The sequence below is a fragment of the Psychrilyobacter atlanticus DSM 19335 genome (assembly GCF_000426625.1).
Taxonomy (GTDB): Bacteria; Fusobacteriota; Fusobacteriia; order Fusobacteriales; family Fusobacteriaceae; genus Psychrilyobacter; species Psychrilyobacter atlanticus.
The window spans coordinates 481,056-501,790 of sequence record NZ_KE384548.1; the positions used below are offsets into that span (position 1 = coordinate 481,056).

Here is a 20,735-nt window from a genome sequence, read left to right on the forward strand (position 1 = left end):
GGAAAATATGGGATTATTAGGAAAACTTTTAAAAAAAGAGGAAAAGAGTAAAGGTGGATGTTGTTCATTTAATTTAGAGGATGAGATAGCTAAGGTTGATTCTAAAGACATAAAAAAAGAGAAAGAAAGCTCGTGCTGTGATTTTGATTTAGATGCAGAAATTAATAAAGCAAAGAATCAAAAGAAAAATTCTTGTTGTGGGTAAAAGATTTTAATGAGATTAAAAAAAGTAGTGATCCTTAAACAGATCACTACTTTTTCAGTTTTTATTTTTTAGTTATAATGCTATTATGTATTTATTAATAGCTGTAGTAACATATCTATATAGTATAAAATATAGATTCTTTAAAAGATATTTTTTAGTTGATATTATAGATTACAAAGGAGAGATTATACAAATGGAGAAAAAATTATTAGAAACATGGGAAGAACTTAATAACCATTTATTATTTTTTATAAGAAAAAGAATTAAAAATAAAGAAGATGCGGAAGATATCCTCCAGGATGTCTATATTAAACTACATAAAAATATTGATAGTTTAAATGATGAAAAAAAATAATTTCTTGGATATATCAGATAACAAGAAATACCATAAATGAGTGTTATAGGAAGTGTTATAGAATTAAACAAGTGGGGTTTGAAGACTGCCATATAGAGATGACTCAAGAGGAAGAGGAAAATTTAAATGACGAAATATTAGTGAGTATGAAAAAATTTATAGAAGAACTCCCGGAAGATTCAAAAAAATTAATTGAATTATATGAGTTTGAAGATATGAGCCATAAAGAGATTAGTAAAAAATTAGAGATCAAAGAAAATACATCTAAATCCAGATTAAAAAGAGCAAAAGAAAAGTTGAAAAATCAATTGGATGAATGCTGTCTTTTTCAAATAGACAAATTTGGAAACGTTTTGGATTATACAAAAAAATAAAAAGAGATATAAAATGACGGTGGAAACTCAATACTTTTTTTAGAATATTGAAACTTTTTTAGCTAAACGGTGTAGATAGTAGGAATAGCCCTGTAACTGCTATACTTTATATGAAAAAAGGACTCTTTTAGAGTCCAATTTCTTGAGAACTTTTCAAAACTATATAAAACATTTTTTCACGTTAGGGAATGCTTTATAAGATTCGCTTAAAAGAACTTAGCTAATTTTTTTACATTTAATTTTTTAATGAGATTAATAATACAAGTAGTAATAATGTTGAAAATTATATAAGATTAAATAAAATAAATTTTAGTATTAACTCCACAAAATACTATCATTATTAATTTATTCTAATTACTTGCAAACAATTGGCCTTACAGTAAAATAAAAAAATTAGCTTGTGTTTGATTTCAATTATATCTTTTTACATATTTCACCTCCTTGTGTTATATTTATGTACTAGCACGATAAAAAATACGACATTAATAACTAAGACCTCTACTAGGGTGACTAGAAAGTGGTTTTACATTAATATTTGCTCTATATTCTGTTTCTGCCCACATTATTCTTTGAGCAACTTCAGCTTCAGGATTTAATTTTATATCTTTTAAAATTAGATCTTTAAATTTATCATATCCAGCTCTATCTATTAGATGACCTCCATGTAAATATTGAGGTTTATTTTCTAATATATTTGCCGAGAATTTTTGCCAATTTTTAATAACACCGATAACAACTTCTTCTGTTACCCAATTTAAAAATATTTTTCCCATTCTAGGATATTGTTTACCAGTTCTTCCACCAATAGTTACTCTAAATAGTTTTTCTTCTGGTCTTACCCATGCTGATGTAGGACATGCTTCTACACATTCACCACATCCAACACAACAACAGTTATCTTTAACTGCTTTATGGTTTTCACCAGATAAAACTCTCGTTGCATGAGATTTACATACTTTGACACATCTTCCGCATCCAATACACCTTTCTTTGTTGAATATAGGTTTTGTTACACCAATAATTCCAAAGTCATTAAAATGTCCTTTAGCACAATCATTTGGACATCCTGATAACGCCATTTTAATATGGTAATGACTAGGAAATATTTCTTTTTCTAATTTTTTTGATAAATTTTGTGTATTATAATTTGCTTTAATACAATGAGCTCCGCCTATACAAGCCATAATATTTCTAGCTCCAATAGTTGGATATCCAGCAGAATTTACTTCCATATCGATATTACATGCGTCAACTTCAACAGCTTTAATATATTCATCTAGATATTCATTTACATTTTCTATATCTTTATATTTGATACCAGGAATATTTAAAGTTTGTCTCATCCCTGGGTGAAAAGATCCATTACCCCAAGTCAATGCAATATGTTGAACAGAACTTAAATATTTTGCATCTATAAGCCCTCCCGGGACTCTCATTTGTAACATAAATTCACCTGGAATTTTTGATTGTCTAAAACAATTTAATTTTAATTTAGTAATATCTATATCATGATTCATATTTATTTGACCTCCTTAATCGATTAAGTATTTACCTTTAGTATAGTTAAATACTGGTCCATCTAAACAGACGTATGTTTCATCAACTCTACAATGACCACACTTTCCAACTGCACAAGACATTTTTCTTTCAAATGAAAGCCAAATTTGCTCTTCAGGAACCCCCATTTTAACAAATTCTTTTGCACTAAATTCCATCATTTTTGGAGGTCCTACTATTACTATTTCAACATTAGATAGATCAGATAGATCTAATTTTGAAAAATGTTCTGTAACTAATCCACTAGAAAGACCTAAAGAACAGTTTCCATCTTTACACATTTCATCAACTGTAGTTATGATATTTGATTTTTTTTCCCAACTAGAAATATCATCTTCAAATAAAATACATTCTTCATTTTTAAAACCTAAGATAACTTCCATATTTTTAACAGATTCAAAGTTGTTATTTACTGCATTAATCATAGATCTTACTGGTCCACATCCAGACCCACCAGCTACAACAATTAGATTTTTATTTCTATAGTTTTCATCAAATGGAAATCCATTTCCATATGGACCTCTCATAAATATTTCATCACCAGGTTTTAATTCAAATAAAACATTAGTAACTAGTCCAACTTTTCTAATTAAAAATTCAATCCATCCTTCCTCAGCATTAAATTCTGTGATAGAAATAGGAGCTTCTCCTATTTTAGGGATTGAAATTTGTATAAATTGTCCATAATTAATCTTTTCTATTTCATCAAATTCTACTCTAAACAGCCATTCTATTGCTGTTAATTTTTTTACTATTAATATCTTGTATGGTTTAGGTTCTAGTATATTATCCATTGATATCCTCCTCATTTAATTTATCTACTTCAACACTTAATTTATTTACAAGTGTAGAAAAAGATATGAATGCTGGGCAATGGTCACTACATCTACCACAACCTACGCACATATGTTCCCCTCCAAATCTTTTAGCATGATCATGAATTTTATGCATAGTTTTAAATCTTAATCTTTCACCAGCACTAGGTCTAAACGAATGACCACCAGCCATATCAGTATATCCATCAATATGACACGAAGCATTGATTCGTCTTCTTTCACCAGCATTACTATCTGGAGTATACGACATATCGTACGAAGTATAGCAAGTACATGTAGAGCAGGCTATAGTACAGCTACCACACTTAATACATCTTTTATCATACTCTTTCCATAGATCTAAATCTTTAACTTTAGCTTGAACATCTTTATTAGAAATCATTGGAATTTTTACCGATATTAAGTTCTCTTCTACTACAGGAACATGGTAAGTGATTTGACTTCCGTCAAAAATTTCTGTTAATGATGGATCTTTGATATCTACTTTAATTTCTTCTCCAAGTTGTATTCCAAATATATATTCATCATCATTTACAATGTTACTTTTCATAGAAGCACAGAAGCATGTATCCCATCCTTTAGAAGGGCACTCCATTAAAGCAAAACTTATATTTTCTCTTATTCCTGCATAAAATGAATCTACAAATCCTCCATTTTTTAAATAAATATCATCAAATCTTTTGATAGCATTTATGTCGCAAGCTCTTACAAACATAAGTATAGGTTTTTTAGCTATTTTTTTAGCTCTGTATTCATTATCTGTAAAATAAAATAAAGTTTCAGTGATAGGACTCAATACTTCTTTAGCAGCATAGTTAGATTTTTCGTTAAAAACAATTTCATCACTAGAATTTATAACATCATATTTGATGATATCGGTATCGCAAAACCTCCCCTGTTTTGGGGACCTTTTAGGTGCGTATATAGTATAGATTTCCTTTAGCTTATCAAATGAATTTGAAAAGCTTTTTTTAGTTAATTTTAAACTCATATCTTCCTCCTCACATTTAATTTTTCTACATCTTTAATTAATAACTTTAAAATTTATATAGCTCTTGAATATTCTTGTTTTTCTGTACCAATTTTAGATAAAACAAGTTGCCAAGTATTTAATTTTCTTGATCTAAATGCTCCAGCACAAGATAATAGGTAATATTTCCACATCCTATAAAACTTATCACCATATTTTTCTTCTAAGTTTTTCCAAGAATTTTCAAAATTTTCATACCATTTTACTAGAGTTTTATCGTAGTCTGGACCAATATTATGGAAGTCTTCTATATTGAAAATATTCTCCATAGAACTACCTAATTGAGCTACAGAAGGGATAACACCATTTGGGAAAATATATTTTCTAATCCAAGGGTCACAACTTTTAACAGTTTCAACTCCTCCTATTGTATGAAGTAAGAATAATCCATCATCTTTTAAGAAGCTAGTTGAACATTCAAAAAATTCTTTATAGTTTAGTGGTCCTACATGCTCTATCATTCCAATTGATACAACTCTATCGTATTTTTCTGTAGGAACATATTCTCTATAGTCTGTTAACACAAAATTAACATCTAATCCTTTACATTTCTCAATTCCTAACTTAACTTGTTCTTTTGATAAAGTTAAACCATCACAAACAACTCCATAGTGCTCAGCTGCATATTTCATAAATGAACCCCATCCACAACCAATATCTAATACTCTCATTCCTTTTTTTAGCCCCATTTTTTTACAAACAAGGTCTAATTTTTGTTCTTGAGCTACATCTAAAGAATCACTATCTTTAAAGTAAGCACATGTATAAGTCATATATTTATCTAACATAGGTTCAAAGATGTCATTTCCAATATCATAATGAAAAGGGACGTCTTTTTTTGTCCTTAATATACTTTGTGGATTTATTAAAGTTTTAAGTTTTTCTTTTCCTAATAATAATTTTTCTTTTCCTGTTATTTTCTTATCTAAATCTGCTTTTAAAACTCTATTTATCATTTCATCTAGTTGATTACAATCCCAAAGATGATCCATATATCCTTCTCCAAATCCAAGTGATCCAGATTCTAATATTTTAGTGAAAACTGTTTCATCATTTATTTTTATATCCCATGGTCTATCACCATTTAATTTAATGTCTGCTTTATATAATAATTCCTCAAATAATTTATATTTTGGACTCTTCATATTTATTCCTCCTTAAGTTTTATATGAAATAATTATATGTTATTTAAGTCTTTTTTAAAAATATAACTTTCTGATCATAACGATAGGTTTTTAGCTATAAATTGCTTATTAGTATTACAAAAATGTTATGTTGACACAAACTAAATATTACGCTATTATAATATGTGTTGATGTAATGAAGGTCGAAAAAAATTACGATATGATCCTTTTATATTGGTTACTACTAACTATCTTTCATTAAGCTAGATAGAGGGAATCCCTTTAATAATAAGGTTTTATACAAAAAAATATCGTAATACGGATAACAACAATTTGAAGTATAATATTAAGAAAAAAAAGACTTCATAGAAGAGCTTTCTTTGATAGGACTTCATGAGCCTAATAGTTTTTGTATGGATATAGTCATATCTACTTAAAATGAAGGAGAAGAGTGGTTAGAGGCAGTCCTAGAGCATCTGAGAGGGAATATAGACTTCGCTGTGGATTATATTAGTAACAATATTCCTAAAATAAAAGTAGAGAAGCCTGAAGCTACTTATTTACTTTGGCTTAATTTAAACGAATATGAACTTAATGAAAATAAATTAAAAGAAAAGTTAGTAGAAGAAGGTGGGTTAGGCCTTACAATGGGTGGAGCTTTTATGGGTGATGGATTCGTAAGAATGAATATAGCTTGTCCTAGATATATGTTAGAGGATGGATTAGAAAGGCTTAAAAAAGCTTTTGGATAAAGATGAGTAGTAGTACGTATTAAATTGAAAATATCCCACTTTACTTAAAGTGGGATATTTTTTATATTCTAAATTTTTTATTTACTATCTAAAATATATTTTACTATTTTGACAGTAACTATGAAAATTATAATCCCTGAAATAACTAACACACTTCTACCTAAACTAATTAAAATAGAAGCATTGTAAACCTTTTAACGGCTCCTATGGATATATTAAATAAGTTTTTATTCTATTTATAGATTTGTTTAATGGATAAATTTTATTTTCACTTTTCTTCTAAGTATTTAGGAGTTCTTATTCCAAAAATAAGCTTCATATTAGTCAAAATTTCAACCATCTCATTTCTATATGTTTCATATTGAAAAATCTCTTTTTCATTGAAATTTTTTATAGTATTATCATAAATTTTTTCTACGCCTTCTTTTACTACCATTTCACCTAATTTTGTTAAATATAATGGTTTTTTTAAAAGTCCACCTGTCATCTCTGACTTCTTTTCTAGATACCCCATTTTTTCTAATTTACTTACTATCTGATTAATTCTAGATTTAGTTAATGTTGTAAACTTTAAAAAATTATACTGTATTTCTCCTGGATTTTTTTCTAAATAACGTAACAAGTAATACTCATTTTGATTTACATTATAATTTTCTACTACATTACATAATAGTTCTTTTCCAGCCATTGAAAGAATATTTGCTACTGTCAAAACATCTATAATGATTTCTTTATTTTCCAATTGTAATCACCTCATTTTTTTTTATATAAAAAGCTTAATTGCTTTAAAATTTTTTATTAATAGTATGTACATAAAAAAAAGATTTTTAGGGATCTTTTTTTCAACAATTTTTAAAAGTATCTAACAAGTAGATAAACATTAGCTATAACTAAAGTTTGAATAGCTATAACGACTCCAAATTTCAAGAATTTACCGAAGCTTATCTTACATCCTGCTTTATTAGCTGAGTTTATAGCTACTACATTGGTTGCTGATGCTAAGATAGTGATGTTTCCTCCCAAAAGAGATCCCATAGATAGTGCCCACCAAAGTGACATAGTATTTTCTCCTACAAAAGTAGGTAACATGAAATGAATGATCTTAGAAACCATAGCTGCATTGGCTACATTTCCTATAACAGATGTAAACAAGGCTGAAATCCAAAGTATCATGGTAGCAGCATAGTGTAAATGACCATCAGCTAATTCTAAAACTTTATCTCCTACAAGGTCTACAACTCCTGTAGCTTCTATCCCTTGAATTAACATAAATAATCCCATAAAGAAGAATAGTGTATCCCATTCTACATGTTTGAAAACTTCTACAGGTTCACTTTTCGTGATTAAGATTAATGCTATTGCACCAGTAAGAGCCATTATTGCTAAACCTTTGTCGATAAAGTTATTCATTAAAAATCCAAAGATAACAAGAGCAAATATAGTTGCTGATTCTCTTAATAATTTAATATCTTTTAATGATCTAGAAGCATCTAGTTCCATTACTCTAGCTTTTAGATCTCTTGATACTTTCATCTTTCGACCATACATAAAATAAACAGTGATAATAAGTACTACCAATGAAATAATAGCAACTGGAGCTGTGTTAGCTAAGAAAGCATTAAAACCAATCTTACCTTCTACTCCTATGATAAGTTGAGTAGGATCACCGATTAGTGTAGCTAATCCTCCTATATTTGCTGACATTATGAGGGTCATAATATATACAAATGGATCTATTTTTAGCTGGTTTGCTAATAAGATAGATACTGGAGCCATTAATAAGATAGTAGTTACATTATCTAAAAACGCTGAACATAAAGCTGTAATTACTGCAAGAAGGATAAGTAATAGAAAAGGTTCTCCCTTTACTAACTGTGCTACCTTTATTGCTAAGTATTGAAATACTCCTGTTTCTGAGATGAAATGAACTATTATCATCATCCCTACAAGTAAGAGAATTATCTCTAGTCTTGAACCGATAGCATTAAGTGCTTGGTGTTCGTTTATAATTCCTACAAGGGCCATAGAAAGACCACCTAAAAGAGTAGCTATTGGACCTGGAACTTTCTCTGTTATTATTAAATAAAATGTCGCTATAAATATAATTAAACCTATTATTAACTGCATCTTTACTTTCCTCCTAAACTTATATGTGTAAAACTTTTTTGATTATATGTGATCTTAATATTGTTCCGTAATATTTACCATTTTCAACTACATATATTCTGGTAAAGCCTTTATTTTCCATAAGGAAACATATTTCCATTATAGGCGTTTTTCTGTCTACAATTGTTGTTGTTTTCCTATAAATATCTTTAATTCTAGTTATCTTTTCATTCTTTAAGTATTCCTCAAAAGGTTCTCCTACAGTTAAGAAATCTAAATCATCCATCACCAAAGTATACTTAGGCATTCCAAATAAGATTAACTCTCTTTCTGTCATTTCTCCTAAAAAAGTTCCATCAGTATCTACAACTGGAAATCCTGATTTTTCTTCTCTGATAAGTCTTCTTGCGATATTATCTAAGGTATCGTTAGGGCTCACAGGTTTTATTGTAGGATCCATAACATCTTCAGCGATGATCTTATTTTCAATCTTTACATCGATATGACTTAATAGATCATATACCTCAGATCCTGTCTTAGCATTTTTCAATTTTTCTAAGAGAACTTTGTCCTTAACAGCTATTTTAGTGATAGAAGACATGATCTTTAAGATAACTTTACTTTTTAGAGTTTCGGCTGTAATCATAAAGAAGATCTTAACCTGATCTTTATTTCTCATATCTGCCATCTCGCATTCAATAGGTTCCTTCACGATACCTATTGAGATGAGGATATCGTCATATCCATCCACTCTGGCATGAGGGATAGCAATACTACTTCCCATTGCAGTAGAGACCTCGGCTTCCCTGGCAAAAATAGATTTTCTTATGAGATCCACAGATTCATTGAATATTTCGTCATTTTTAGCAGTGTTATTGATCATTTGACCGATGATATCTTCCTTGGAACATCCCTCTAAATTTAAGTAGATACACTTAGGATTTAGATAACTTGATAATTTCATATTAACCTCCAAATATATTTCTTTTCAAATATATAATTTTTTTTATATTTTAAATAAGTTTTAATAAGCTTATAAATAACTACTGTTTATTTGATCTCATATCTTTAGAATGATAATCCATACATAAGCTCTATTAATGCAACGGCTGCAACTACTTGTACAACTCCAATGATTAATCCATATGTTAGAGCTTTAGGTCCTTGACTAAATAAAGTACTAAATTTAACTCTCATTCCTATTCCTGCAAGTGCTATGATCTCAAATTTAGAACTTATAGAATGGAATATGTTTGAAAGATCTCCATTGAATACTCCTAAAGTTTTTAGCGTTGTAAAAATAAAAAATCCAGTGATATACCAAGGTATGTTTAATTTTTTAAATCCTCTTTTTTTAGTTTCTTCTAAAGTAGTTTCATTTACTTCAACTTCTACTTCAATTTCTACTTCTTTCTCAATCTTAGCTAACTTACTATCTTTTGCAACTTTTTTACCTAAATAACTTACTAATACTACTATGAAGATAATTCTTATTATCTTAAAGATTGTAGCTAACTGTAATACTTCATTATTAACTAATTGACCTGCACCAATAACTTGACCTACCGATTGAAGAATACCTCCTATAAGAGCAGAAGTCATAACTGTGTCTCCATGAAATATTACTCTAGAGGTAAATGGAAGTAAAAACATTAATACCGTTCCAACTAAGTTTACTATTGTAATAGATATTCCAAGATCATTTTGTTCAGGTTTAACAACTGGAGAAACTGCTCCGATTGCCGATGATCCACATACTGCGTTTCCACTACCCATTAGGTATGTAAATTTCTTCTTAAATTTCATTTTTTTTCCAATCCATATAGAAGCTGCTACAGTTATCATCATCTGAATGATAATAAAACTCACACCTTTAACTCCAACACTGAAAACACTATAGATATTTAATGTTCCTCCTAAAAGAACTATAGAATAAGATAATAGGTTTGATTCTGAAAAAACAGATCCAGCAGCAAATTTATCACTTTTAACTAACGTGTTTCCAAGAATAATTCCAAGTATAATTGCAAAACTGGCTCCTCCTAATTTAGGAAATATACCACCTAAAACTGTTCCAATATATGCAATAACAGAACAAACAATAAATCCCGGTATAATTTTTTTAATATTCATAATCTTTCACTCCTTTTATTAATATAGCTTTATTTTAAGCTGATTTTAATGATAAGTAAAATACTAATAATTGATCTTTATCATAGGTTATAACCTATGATTGTAAAAAAAATAAACATAATTAGGATAAAAGTACAGACGCTTCGTAAGTTCTCATAGTGATTATTTGACTAACAAAATCACAAAGGTATCTTCTCCTATGAGACTAAAAGAGGTAGTGTTTATTTTAAATCTGGAAGAGATTGGAAGAAGGTAGCCACCGGATCTATTGTCTACGGCTATATAATTTATGAATTATTCTAAGAAAAATAAAAATTGAGGTGATTATAATGGAATATATAGCAAATTTAAGAGTGGATCTAAAAGAAATAAAAATAATCAGGGCATTGATAGAGGTTGAGATAAATAATTAGTTTTTAAAACAATTATTAAAGAAAATACAACTTGGAGAGATCAATATTTTAGAAGACTCATTAGAAATTTGATATTTTGATAAAAAAAGGAAGTAGTAACCTTTTTAGTTAATACTTCCTTTTTATTTCTTTAATTATCAGAAAAATGATTTTGTAACATTTTATTCTGTTGTGTTTATTTATATTATTGAAGTTATTTTAAACTTTTGTAATACTTCAAAAGTAATTTAATAATAACCACTTTTTACCCATTTTTTATTTTCATCATTAGCATTATAGAATGATAATAATTCTCTGTGAGCATTAATGTAGGCCTCTTTTTTAGAATTAGCTATACATAAAGAGCTCACATAAGGTGCTGCTTGTTCACTACCCTGATAGTGATGAGAACATGAATGATGATATCTTCCATATTCATCTTTTTCAATTTTCACCCCTATTCTTTGAGTATCAATATATACAATAAACTCTTCAATAAATTTATAACTTTGTACAGTTTCTTTGTCACTAAATATTTCTAAAAATTCTTTCATTACTTCCCCCTTTCCTTATTTTTTAATAAATCCATTTTTTTCCAATAATTCATAAAGATTTTTATGCGTCATATGATTAATATTTCCTAATAGACATTCTTTTTCTATAAATTCTTTGACTTCAGAACAATAAAAAAACTCCCAATCACTTTTAGACATTTTTATATCTCCTTTTATATATATTTTTGCAATAATAAGAGTTTAGCTTAAGTTTTAGTTTATTCAAAATTTAGTTTTTTTTAATTTTTATAAGGTGTAATTAAAAGAGAGTTTCGGAGCTTCTAAGGAGCATTTATTAATTCAATAATTCATGCTAACTTTGAGGTAGAACAGCCAATTAAAGTAATTAAATATCCTAATTACTTTCAATTTGAAAATCTGGGGACCTTGATAATTTCCAAGGGAGACTTTTTCGAAGGAGAACATTCTGATCTAAGAAATCATATTATTCAAGAAATTTTTAGATACTTAAATTTATGCGAAAGAGATGGCAACGTGATTCCTAAGATCTTAAAAACTGTAAAAGATTATTCATATAAGCATCCAGACATTAAGGAAGATAAAGATCCATTAAGGATAATACTTGAAAATTTAAATTACTATAAGTTAAAAGGTTATATATATTCGACTAAAAAAGAATGTGGAGATAGTTTCTCTGAAAAAATATAGATATTATAGAGCGGTGGGAATCAATTTTATTTGACGAGGAGTTGGTCGGTTATTACTTTGCAGAGATCATTGATTTTCAGAGGATACCTCATATTTTTAGAGATTATTTTGATTATGAGACCTATGAAATATTAGAGAGTCTATCTTATTTCATAGAGATAGCCCCATAGGGGGCTATTTTTTAGTTTTTATTATTCCCCTTGCTCTGTATTTTTCAAGCTCAGGAAGTATATATTTTTCAAATAATTCAGGTACATAAAGTTTTAAAAAATTTACTCTACCTAAAACTTGATCCATAGTTGCTTCAAATTTTTTCCAAGTGTGCCCATCAGAAGTCAAGTTTTGCATAAACCCTTGGTATCTATCACAGACATTAGCATATTTTGCTTCACTTGTTTCGCAATCTTCAAATTCTAACCATAGATCTAAAAATTCTTTTCTTTGATCTTCCGGTAAAATAGAAAATAATTGTTTTGCTGCTTGAGTTTCTTCTTTTCTCTTATCTGGTCTTTCTACACCATAAACAGGAGTATCTCCAGCATATATTTCTATTAAATCATGGATTAATATCATTTTTAGTGATTTTTCTAAATCTACTTTTTCTATAAAATATTCTTTCAATGTTAGAGCTACCATAGCCATATGCCAACTATGCTCTGCATCATTCTCTCTTCTTTTATTAAGAGCTAGAGATTCTCTAAAAATATCTTTTACCTTGTCAATTTCATGTAAAAAATCCATTTGCTGTTTTATTCGCTTCATTTATATTCCTCCTATATCTTTATTTTTCTTATTGTACCACATATAGTCTACATATTTTCATTAAGTAGTATCAATTGACTATCCCCCTCTAAAGCGGTAGCGTTCGAAGAGGATACTCATATGGGGGATTAAGCTCGTTCGCTCTCCCTCGGAGTATGGCAGAGATAAATAGTCTCAGACCCCTCTTTAAAAGAAAATCTTAAATTGTAATGAAATTTTAATATTATAATGAAATATTCAACATTAAAATGAATTAATTTGGAGTTTAATCTCAAACTTGATACAATTAGTTCAGTATATTTTAAATTAAAAACTAAATAATTATGAAAAAGGCAAAACAGAAGAAATTCTGTGACGCAAAACTAGAGGGTCTACGTTTATATTAGATATGACAGCCAGTTACCAAAACTTTTTTCGAGAGTCACTATCTGTAGAATGCAGTGTAGTCTCTTTTTTATTTGATTTTTATTTGATATAAAATTATTTTAATAAATTAAGGAGGTTTTATGAAAAAATTTATATGGATATTTTTATTCGTTTTTTCCATCTCAGCTTTTGGTAAAAAGTTAATTACTGTTCCGCTGACTTCAGAAGAAAAAGAATGGATTAAATCTATAAAAAAAGATAAGATTAAAATCTATTTGGACAGCGATTTGGGAATATTGAATTATTCAGTTAAGGGAAAATACGATGGTATTTATCTTGAACTCATTAAAATTTTAGAAAATAGTACAGGAATGGAGTTTGAAATAATAAAAAAAGATGAAAACGAGTTTGAAGCGGAAATAAATTCAGGAACCCTTGATATAGTAATGGGAGTAGAGGATTATAAAAGGAACCGCGGTGATTATTATTATTTAGAAAAACCGATTACATTAAATGGAGTTTTTCTGACCAGAAAAGATTACCCCATTACTGACTCCAATACAGATTTATCTGGAAAAATTGTAGTTTATTTACATAATGACCAGATTGTAAATAAAGTTATAAACAAATATGGGAACAGGGTAGTGGTTGTTCAAAAACCTAATTTTAAGGAAGCGGTCCAGAGTCTTCTTTCTAGAGAAGCAGATATATATGTTGATGACCTTGAAGATACTTTAAAATACCTTCTAAAAAATAATGTTCCTGAGATTAAAATCAACTATTCATCTTCCTCCTTGGAAACAGACTATTATATCGGTGGTCTTTATAAGTATAAACCTTTGATAGATATAATAGGCAGGATATCTGATACCTTTGATTTGACCAATAAAGCTGTCTATAAAGAAGTCTTAGATTATACAAAGGATCATCTTGAAATATCCAAAGAGATAGAAAATTACCTGAAAAAAAATAAAACTTTAAAAGTCCTTCTTCCAAAAAATATAAATGCTTATCCAATATATTACAGAGATAGTTCGGGAAAACATAACGGATTTCTTTTGAACTATTTTTATGAGATTGAACAAATTTTTGGGATTAAAATGTTATTTGAAGAATCTGATTCCATGGAAGGATTTCATATCAACCCATACGTTGCAGCCATAAATGGGAAAGATATAAATAATAATAATGATTTTCTTACCACAGATCCTTATCTACACTTTCAATTTCATATTTTCAACAGGGAAGAACGCGGCTATATATCCAACCTTGAATCTTTAAAAAAATACAAGATAGCAGCGAGGAAAGGAAGTTTAGAAGAAACTTATCTTCTAAAGAAAGGATTAGAAAAAAATCTTGTTTTATTTGATACAGATAGAGATGTTATAGAGTCTTTAGACCAGGGAGCTGTCGATGTTATAATAGGCAGAGTACGAAAAGTTCATTATTTACTGAAAAAATATAATATACAGAGTATAAAAACTACTGGAATTATTTCAGACAAAATAAGCCTTAAATTTGGTATCCCTAAAGACAATGAAGTTCTTTATTTTTTAATAAATTCATATACAAAGGATTTTTTCTCCAGTATAGAATCCAGAAAAAATAATTTTTTAGAAAGAAAAATTAAAGTTATAAAAGATTTTAAAATTTCAATAATTATAACTTTAATTTCAGCATTAGGATTTTTGGCAGTGTATATTCATTTAAAAAAATTTAAGGCACTCTATTCAAAATTAACCAATATAACTCTGGGAATGGTAGAAGCACTGGAAAACGCCAACACATATAATGACGAAGATACCGGAGATCATGTAAAGAGGATAAGCAGGTATTCTGAATTTATAGCATATGAAATGAAACTATCTAATAAATTTATAAAGGAGATAGGTCTTTATGCCTCCCTGCATGATATAGGTAAGATAGGTATATCCGATGCCATTCTAAAGAAACCTGGAAAATTAACAGAAGAAGAATTTGAAACTATGAAAACACATGCAGAGATAGGGTATAATATGATAAAGGATTTAGAGGTAAGTGAAGTGGCTCTAAATATTATAAGGTACCACCATGAAAAATGGGATGGGAACGGCTATGGAAAGGGACTCAAGGGAACCGAAATTCCTCTTGAAGCCAGAATAGTAGCTCTGGCAGATGTCTACGATGCATTGAGGCAGAAAAGAGTATATAAGAAATCATTTACCCATGAAAAATCAGTAGAAATAATAAGTTCTGAAAGTGGAAAACATTTTGATCCCTATATAGTCAGAATTTTTCTAAGAAATCATAATCACTTTAAAGATATTTTCGACAATGAAAAGTAGTTAAAATTATTTTATAAAGGAAGAGACCTCTTAAAATTTTTAAGAGGCTCTTTTTAGTTATTCAATATTTTTTTAATCTACAGATTCTACGAAGTCTTTAATTTCACTTGTAGATATCTTTTCTAATGTATCTTCAAGGATTTTCATCAATAAATTATCTTCTATTTCATATTAATTTATCATCTTTCTAAGTTTTAAAACAGTGACCTAGTAATTCATTTTTTTCTATACTTTTAATGGCTTTTATTATAGAAGTGTAATTTATAAAAATAAAATTATGGAAAAAAATAAAAATTACCCTTAGTTTTTCATTATTCATGACCTTTTAATTTGTTTTTAGTTCTAATTTGATTTCTTATGCAGTTAAATGAAACGTGTTTGTTTTGAAATTCAAAAATGGATTAATTTTTTTTAATTTTTTCTGAAAGTAAATCGTGTTATAATAACATCCGTTATGAAATGTGCCATACATTTTTTTTAAAATTAAAATATGTTTAGCATATGACCAAATATTTTTTTTGAAATATTTGATAAAAAAGAAAATAGCAAACCTTGGGAAACCTTGGGACGCAAAGCTATAGGGTCTACGTCTATATTAGATATGGCTGCCAGTTGCCTTTAATTTAAGCACTTTAGTTAATTTTTTAATTTTAATGCATAACTTATTAAGGTTATGCATTTTTTTTTTTTTGCATTTTTTTGATTTAAATGGAGGGAACCATGAAAAGAATAATAGGAGTAATAATTTTAAATTTAGTTTTTCTTACTTATAGTTATGCTGGTTTTTCTGTAATAAAACCATCCTTTGGGATTACTTTGAACAGAGCCAAAACCCAGGAACAGCTTATAATGAACACAGGAAATAAAAATTTAAGAGTAAAAATATACGCAGAAAAACCAGCAAACCTTAAAGATGAGGAATTATATATGGGTGATTGGGTAAAGGTTTATCCTAGATATGTCACCATACCGGCAAATGGAAGAAAAAGGGTAAGGTTTATAGTGAAGCCACCAAAGGACCGTCATATCGCTGATGGTGAATACAGATGTGTATTGTACTATGAAGAAATCAAGCAAATAGGTGATGAAGGATTCAGTCTTAGAGTTGGTACACCAATCTATGGAAGAACAGGGAATCTCATCTATGCAGCAGAATATGAAAAATTGAAAGTAAAAAAAACTCAAAAGGGGTATAAGCTGAATGGGGTGGTTAAAAACACCGGAAACACTTCCTTTGCATTGAGAGCTGAGATAAAATTTTATGATAAAAAAAATAAACTGCTGAAAAAAATAGATAAAAAAGCAGCCTCTCTATTTAGAGGAACTACAAAAAATATCGGAATTGAATTGGAAGAGATAAAGAAAACTTCGAAAATTACGGTACTATTTTATGAGAAAAATAAAAAATATAAATTTGAAAAAATATACAAGCTGTAAAACGACAAAAAATATAGATGTCAAAAAATTTTACAAAAAAAAAGGAAAAAAGGAGATTAATTATTATGAAGAAAAGAATTTTACTAGTAACAGGGATACTTGCATTATCATCAATTACCTTTGGAGCACCTTCAACACCTACAAGTACTACAGGTCACGTAGATACTGGAACTTTTAATTTAAGTGCACAAATTATAACTAACTTGGACGTTGACATTTCAGGAGATATGGCGTTTGGAGATGTTGTAATTCCTGATTCAGGAACTAATACAAGAACTATTGGAACAGATTCAACTGGTATCACAGTTGGTTTCAATGCTGCTGATAAAGATGAAACTGTATCAGTTGTACTTAGTGGAACAGGGGTAGAAGGGTCAAAATATACTAAAGAAGCTGATAAAGTTTATGTTGATTTTGTTACTTCAACTGGGACATGGGCTGGAATACCAACAACAACACCTTTATACATAGGTGGGACAATTACAGTTGGCGCTGGAGCGACTAGTTCAGATGTAGATATTAGTGAAAATGTAACTGTAACTGTAACTTATGACTCAATTGTTTAATATATAATAGAAAATCTATTTAGAGTTTTGAGAAAATATAACTATTTAAAGTATGGTTTTATGCCATACTTTATTTTTTTGACGAAATATAGCTAAAATTTTTAAGGGGTGAATCATTTGAAAAAAATAATTTTAGTATTGATATTTATCATATGTGAGTCAATAACCTTTAGTACAGCAAATTTGGATGTTGATATAAGCGGGGGACTTGACTTTGACTATATAGTAATCCCTGACAGTGGGAGCAATAACTCGACTATTCTAGCAGATAGAAATGGAGTAATAGTTTCATTTGTATCCTCTAAACCAACAGATACTGTATCTGTATCTTTTAGCGGCGGAGATATCAGAAAGAATAAACTTTTCCTAGATAGTGAAAATATAACTATTGAATTTATTAGTTCTACAGGGAAGTGGAATGAAATACCCACAGATTTACCTTTTTATATAGGAGGAATGATTAGTATTAAAGATACTGCTACAGGCAACAATGAAATAGATGAAAATATAATTATAACGGTAACTAGCGAAAGTATAAACTGATTTTTTTAGTACAGAGTTTAAAAAAATATCAAATAAATTATCGAAGTGGAGCAGGAGTATGAAAATTAAAAAATATCTATTTATCTTATTATTTTTATTTAATATACTTACTTTTGCAGATGGAATACCTCAAAACTTTGAAGAAGGCTATATGCTGATAGATGTTAAGAATAAATTAAAAGACCCTTTCTTTGGTGTTTTTTTAAACTATGAAACAGAAAAAGTATATATAGGCCTAAGAAATTTTTTAGATTTTATAGAACTTTCAGGGATAGAAATAGATAAGAAAGAAAAAGTTGTTTCTGGAAAACTAAAAGCAGAATTTTTTAGAAATAAAAGAGAAAAATCTGTTTACTGGAAGTTTGATGACGATAGAAGTTTCATAAAAAATAATGAATTATATATAGAGGTGGGGAGTCTACCTGAAATACTACCCATAACAAATGTGAAATGGGATCTAGATGATTACAGGTTAACAATCTATCCAAATTTTTATTTGAGCATAGAGCTTAGGGAAAAGGCAAAGAAAAGAAGAAATAAAATAAGAAAGAAAAAAAGAGAAAAGAAGAAGAAAGAGGATATAGAAAAAAAATTACTGTCACTGGGGATGGTAAAATTAAAATATAATGCCGATGATATTTTAAAATGGTTTGATCAAGAAAAGGAAGAACATAAGGAGGATTATGGTAAGCTGGATATAGACTATAGAACTCCGTTGCTATATGGAGATTTTGCTGCTTCATTTAAGGCTTATCCAGAATATGAGCTAAATTATTGGAGGATGAATTATCCAGATGTGTTTGAAGGTAAAACTATTGAGATAGGAGACACCTATCTCCAAGGAAATAACCTTTTTGATGCTTCCAGTCAGATAAGCGGGATAGTAATAAAAGAGAGTAAATATAAAACTTATTATGATAGAGGAAAAAATAATATCAGTGGATTCGTTCCAAATGGAATAACAGTTGAACTCTATCAAAATAAAATTTTAATAGACTACCAAGAAGCTGAAGATAACAGTTATGAATTTGAAAATATAGAACTGATATCTTACTCAGATACTTTTATCTTGAAGTTTTATGATCAAAGAGGGCTCCTTGTGGAAGAAAGGAAAATAAAGATACTTTCGGGAAAAGAATTTTTAAATGAGGGAAGTTATGATTATAATCTATATCTTGGTGAAACCAAACAAAGTGAAAAACATCTGGCTTTAGATATCTCCTATGGAATTTTAGATAACCTAAGTTATAAACTTGGAGGATGGAGTTTAAACCATGAAAGTGAGAAAAAAAAGAAGTATAACGTTCTTGAAAATAACTTCTATTGGAGAACACAGAGTATAAAACATCCCCTGAAAATGAAATTTCAATGGGACTATGATTTAGACAGCGATAAAAGACAGGATACCTACCTGGGAGACCTAATGTTAAAATTAGGTAGTTTTGATTTAGATCTGCGTTTTGAGCATTATTCTAAAAGATTTTCAGAAGAAAAAAATTTAGATAAAAAATATGAAGCAAATTTAAGAGGAAGGTACAAAAAGCTAAACTATACCATAGGAATGGATATAGAGGAATATCTAGAGAAAAAAATAGAGTATAAAGTAGATCTATCATATAGAGTTGCTAAACCATTACGTTTCTCTATTAAAAATAAATATGAAGAAAAAAATTCAAAATATGGGATGGATTTAAATATAAATTATTCAGGATCTAAAACTTTAAATCTTATATTGGGAACTTCCCATGATTGGGAGAATGGAAAAATTATAGAAGAAAACTATAAATTAAAAGTGAATAAAAGGAGAAAACGAGGGCAAAGATTATCCTACGGAGCAGGTATTGATTATAATCCAAAAACTGAGGAGATTAGATATTCTATTGACTTCACTTATTATTTCACTGATGATGTAAGTACACTTTTTAATTATGAGAGTTCTAGAGACAATATTAAGATGAATTTTTATGGAGAAAAAGTAGTGAATCTTGAAAAACCTTTTGCAAAAACTAAAACTGGTAATCCTGAAACATCATGGATAGAAGGCTTAGTATTTCTAGATTCCAATGGAAATAGAAAAAAAGATAAAGATGAAGAATGTTTTAAAGATGTAGAGATATTTATAGGAAATAAGAGTAAAGGATTAACAGAAAATAATGGTAAATTTTATATAGATGGTATACAGCCTTATAAGATACAACAATTAGATATATCTTATGAAAATTTAGACCCTATGCTTTCAATGGCTGAAGGTTCAGGTAAATTTATAGCATTACCTGCAAGTGGAAAAGAAATACATATTCCACTTACACCAATTTCCAGTATAGCTGGAGATATATTTATAGAAAATGGAAATTTTTCAGAAGATGAGAAAGAAGATATATTAAAAAAAATTGAGATACACCTAGTTCATAAAGGAAAAATAATAAAAAGCTTTAAATCTGAAATGGATGGATTTTTTATGTTTGAAGATGTCCAACCTGGAGAATATGTTTTGAAAATAGAATATAAAGGTGAAAAAGAAATTAATTTCAAAGATAATGAACTTCCAGTAATTGTGAAATCTGGAGATTTTTATGATGGGTTTGTTTTTGGAATAGGAAAGTTGTAGAGAAATAAGGTTATTTGGTTAAAATAAAAAAATAAGTACTAA

At 28.7% G+C, this 20,735-nt stretch carries 21 protein-coding genes and 2 riboswitches; of the genes, 10 read left to right on the top strand and 11 right to left on the bottom strand.

Features of this window, described 5'->3' with window-relative positions; all coding sequences use genetic code 11:
- Nucleotides 1-7 precede the first annotated feature (7 nt).
- The 3 genes from K337_RS0114090 (at nt 8) to K337_RS19355 (ending at nt 934) form a co-directional block, all read left to right on the top strand.
- Nucleotides 8-205, top strand: a complete 198-nt coding sequence (locus K337_RS0114090) for a hypothetical protein (protein ID WP_028857170.1) — start codon at nt 8-10, stop codon at nt 203-205.
- Between the two features lie 193 nt (nt 206-398).
- Entirely contained in the window at nt 399-560 is a 162-nt protein-coding gene (locus tag K337_RS20115) for a sigma factor (RefSeq protein ID WP_169712892.1), read from the top strand.
- Between the two features lie 32 nt (nt 561-592).
- Nucleotides 593-934: a sigma-70 family RNA polymerase sigma factor gene (locus K337_RS19355; protein ID WP_245584916.1), complete on the top strand. Its 342-nt coding sequence runs from the start codon at nt 593-595 to the stop codon at nt 932-934.
- Between the two features lie 482 nt (nt 935-1,416).
- Here K337_RS19355 and asrC read toward each other — a convergent pair whose 3' ends face one another.
- From asrC to cfa, 4 genes are read right to left on the bottom strand one after another with little or no spacing between them, the layout of a single operon-like run.
- Entirely contained in the window at nt 1,417-2,451 is a 1,035-nt protein-coding gene (gene asrC, locus K337_RS0114100; RefSeq protein WP_028857171.1) for a sulfite reductase subunit C, read from the bottom strand.
- A gap of 15 nt (nt 2,452-2,466) precedes the next feature.
- A complete protein-coding gene (asrB, locus tag K337_RS0114105) occupies nt 2,467-3,285 on the bottom strand; it encodes an anaerobic sulfite reductase subunit AsrB (protein ID WP_028857172.1) in 819 nt (272 codons plus the stop codon).
- Entirely contained in the window at nt 3,278-4,318 is a 1,041-nt protein-coding gene (gene asrA / locus K337_RS0114110) for an anaerobic sulfite reductase subunit AsrA (protein ID WP_028857173.1), read from the bottom strand. The genes asrB and asrA overlap by 8 nt, the downstream gene beginning before the upstream one ends.
- A 53-nt stretch (nt 4,319-4,371) precedes the next feature.
- Nucleotides 4,372-5,502, bottom strand: coding sequence for a cyclopropane fatty acyl phospholipid synthase (cfa, locus tag K337_RS0114115; RefSeq protein ID WP_028857174.1), 1,131 nt, complete (start codon nt 5,500-5,502; stop codon nt 4,372-4,374).
- A 479-nt stretch (nt 5,503-5,981) separates the two neighbouring features.
- On the opposite strand from cfa, the gene K337_RS0114120 reads away from it, so the two are divergent.
- Entirely contained in the window at nt 5,982-6,233 is a 252-nt protein-coding gene (locus K337_RS0114120; RefSeq protein ID WP_028857175.1) for a beta C-S lyase family protein, read from the top strand.
- A 268-nt stretch (nt 6,234-6,501) separates the two neighbouring features.
- Here the strand turns inward: K337_RS0114120 and K337_RS0114125 are convergent, their stop codons facing one another.
- From K337_RS0114125 to K337_RS19970, 6 genes are all read right to left on the bottom strand, one after another.
- The gene (locus tag K337_RS0114125; RefSeq protein ID WP_028857176.1) at nt 6,502-6,975 is read right to left on the bottom strand and encodes a MarR family transcriptional regulator; all 474 of its coding nucleotides are present in this window, start codon (nt 6,973-6,975) and stop codon (nt 6,502-6,504) included.
- A gap of 110 nt (nt 6,976-7,085) precedes the next feature.
- Nucleotides 7,086-8,360, bottom strand: a complete 1,275-nt coding sequence (locus tag K337_RS0114130; RefSeq protein ID WP_028857177.1) for an ArsB/NhaD family transporter — start codon at nt 8,358-8,360, stop codon at nt 7,086-7,088.
- Nucleotides 8,361-8,379: 19 nt separating this feature from the next.
- Complete coding sequence (locus K337_RS0114135; RefSeq protein ID WP_028857178.1) at nt 8,380-9,303, bottom strand: PTS sugar transporter subunit IIA; 924 nt, start codon at nt 9,301-9,303, stop codon at nt 8,380-8,382.
- 104 nt (nt 9,304-9,407) lie between these two features.
- On the bottom strand, nt 9,408-10,472 hold the full coding sequence (locus K337_RS0114140; protein WP_028857179.1) for a YeiH family protein: 1,065 nt from the start codon (nt 10,470-10,472) through the stop codon (nt 9,408-9,410).
- Nucleotides 10,473-11,112: 640 nt separating this feature from the next.
- Nucleotides 11,113-11,418: a hypothetical protein gene (locus tag K337_RS0114150; RefSeq protein WP_028857180.1), complete on the bottom strand. Its 306-nt coding sequence runs from the start codon at nt 11,416-11,418 to the stop codon at nt 11,113-11,115.
- A 15-nt stretch (nt 11,419-11,433) separates the two neighbouring features.
- Nucleotides 11,434-11,577 (bottom strand): hypothetical protein, encoded by a 144-nt coding sequence (locus K337_RS19970; RefSeq protein ID WP_156877392.1) that lies wholly within the window; start codon nt 11,575-11,577, stop codon nt 11,434-11,436.
- A gap of 186 nt (nt 11,578-11,763) precedes the next feature.
- Here K337_RS19970 and K337_RS0114160 point away from each other — a divergent pair, with 186 nt between their 5' ends.
- A complete protein-coding gene (locus K337_RS0114160) occupies nt 11,764-12,087 on the top strand; it encodes an ATP-binding protein (protein WP_281168353.1) in 324 nt (107 codons plus the stop codon).
- Between the two features lie 174 nt (nt 12,088-12,261).
- Here K337_RS0114160 and K337_RS0114165 read toward each other — a convergent pair whose 3' ends face one another.
- Nucleotides 12,262-12,849 carry an HD domain-containing protein gene (locus tag K337_RS0114165; protein WP_028857182.1) on the bottom strand — a complete coding sequence of 196 codons (588 nt, stop codon included), beginning with the start codon at nt 12,847-12,849 and terminating at the stop codon, nt 12,262-12,264.
- A gap of 321 nt (nt 12,850-13,170) precedes the next feature.
- A riboswitch (cyclic di-GMP riboswitch) is annotated at nt 13,171-13,256 on the top strand.
- A gap of 99 nt (nt 13,257-13,355) precedes the next feature.
- Between K337_RS0114165 and K337_RS0114170 the strand changes: the two genes are divergently transcribed.
- The 5 genes from K337_RS0114170 to K337_RS0114190 all read left to right on the top strand — a co-directional run bounded on the left by K337_RS0114170 (nt 13,356) and on the right by K337_RS0114190 (nt 20,693).
- Nucleotides 13,356-15,539 carry an HD domain-containing phosphohydrolase gene (locus tag K337_RS0114170; protein WP_028857183.1) on the top strand — a complete coding sequence of 728 codons (2,184 nt, stop codon included), beginning with the start codon at nt 13,356-13,358 and terminating at the stop codon, nt 15,537-15,539.
- A 534-nt stretch (nt 15,540-16,073) separates the two neighbouring features.
- Nucleotides 16,074-16,159, top strand: a riboswitch (cyclic di-GMP riboswitch).
- 100 nt (nt 16,160-16,259) lie between these two features.
- A complete protein-coding gene (locus K337_RS0114175) occupies nt 16,260-16,976 on the top strand; it encodes a fimbrial biogenesis chaperone (protein WP_028857184.1) in 717 nt (238 codons plus the stop codon).
- A 65-nt stretch (nt 16,977-17,041) separates the two neighbouring features.
- Complete coding sequence (locus tag K337_RS0114180) at nt 17,042-17,542, top strand: hypothetical protein (RefSeq protein ID WP_028857185.1); 501 nt, start codon at nt 17,042-17,044, stop codon at nt 17,540-17,542.
- Between the two features lie 117 nt (nt 17,543-17,659).
- Nucleotides 17,660-18,085 (top strand): hypothetical protein, encoded by a 426-nt coding sequence (locus K337_RS0114185; protein ID WP_028857186.1) that lies wholly within the window; start codon nt 17,660-17,662, stop codon nt 18,083-18,085.
- 58 nt (nt 18,086-18,143) lie between these two features.
- The gene (locus K337_RS0114190) at nt 18,144-20,693 is read left to right on the top strand and encodes a hypothetical protein (protein ID WP_028857187.1); all 2,550 of its coding nucleotides are present in this window, start codon (nt 18,144-18,146) and stop codon (nt 20,691-20,693) included.
- Nucleotides 20,694-20,735 lie beyond the last annotated feature (42 nt).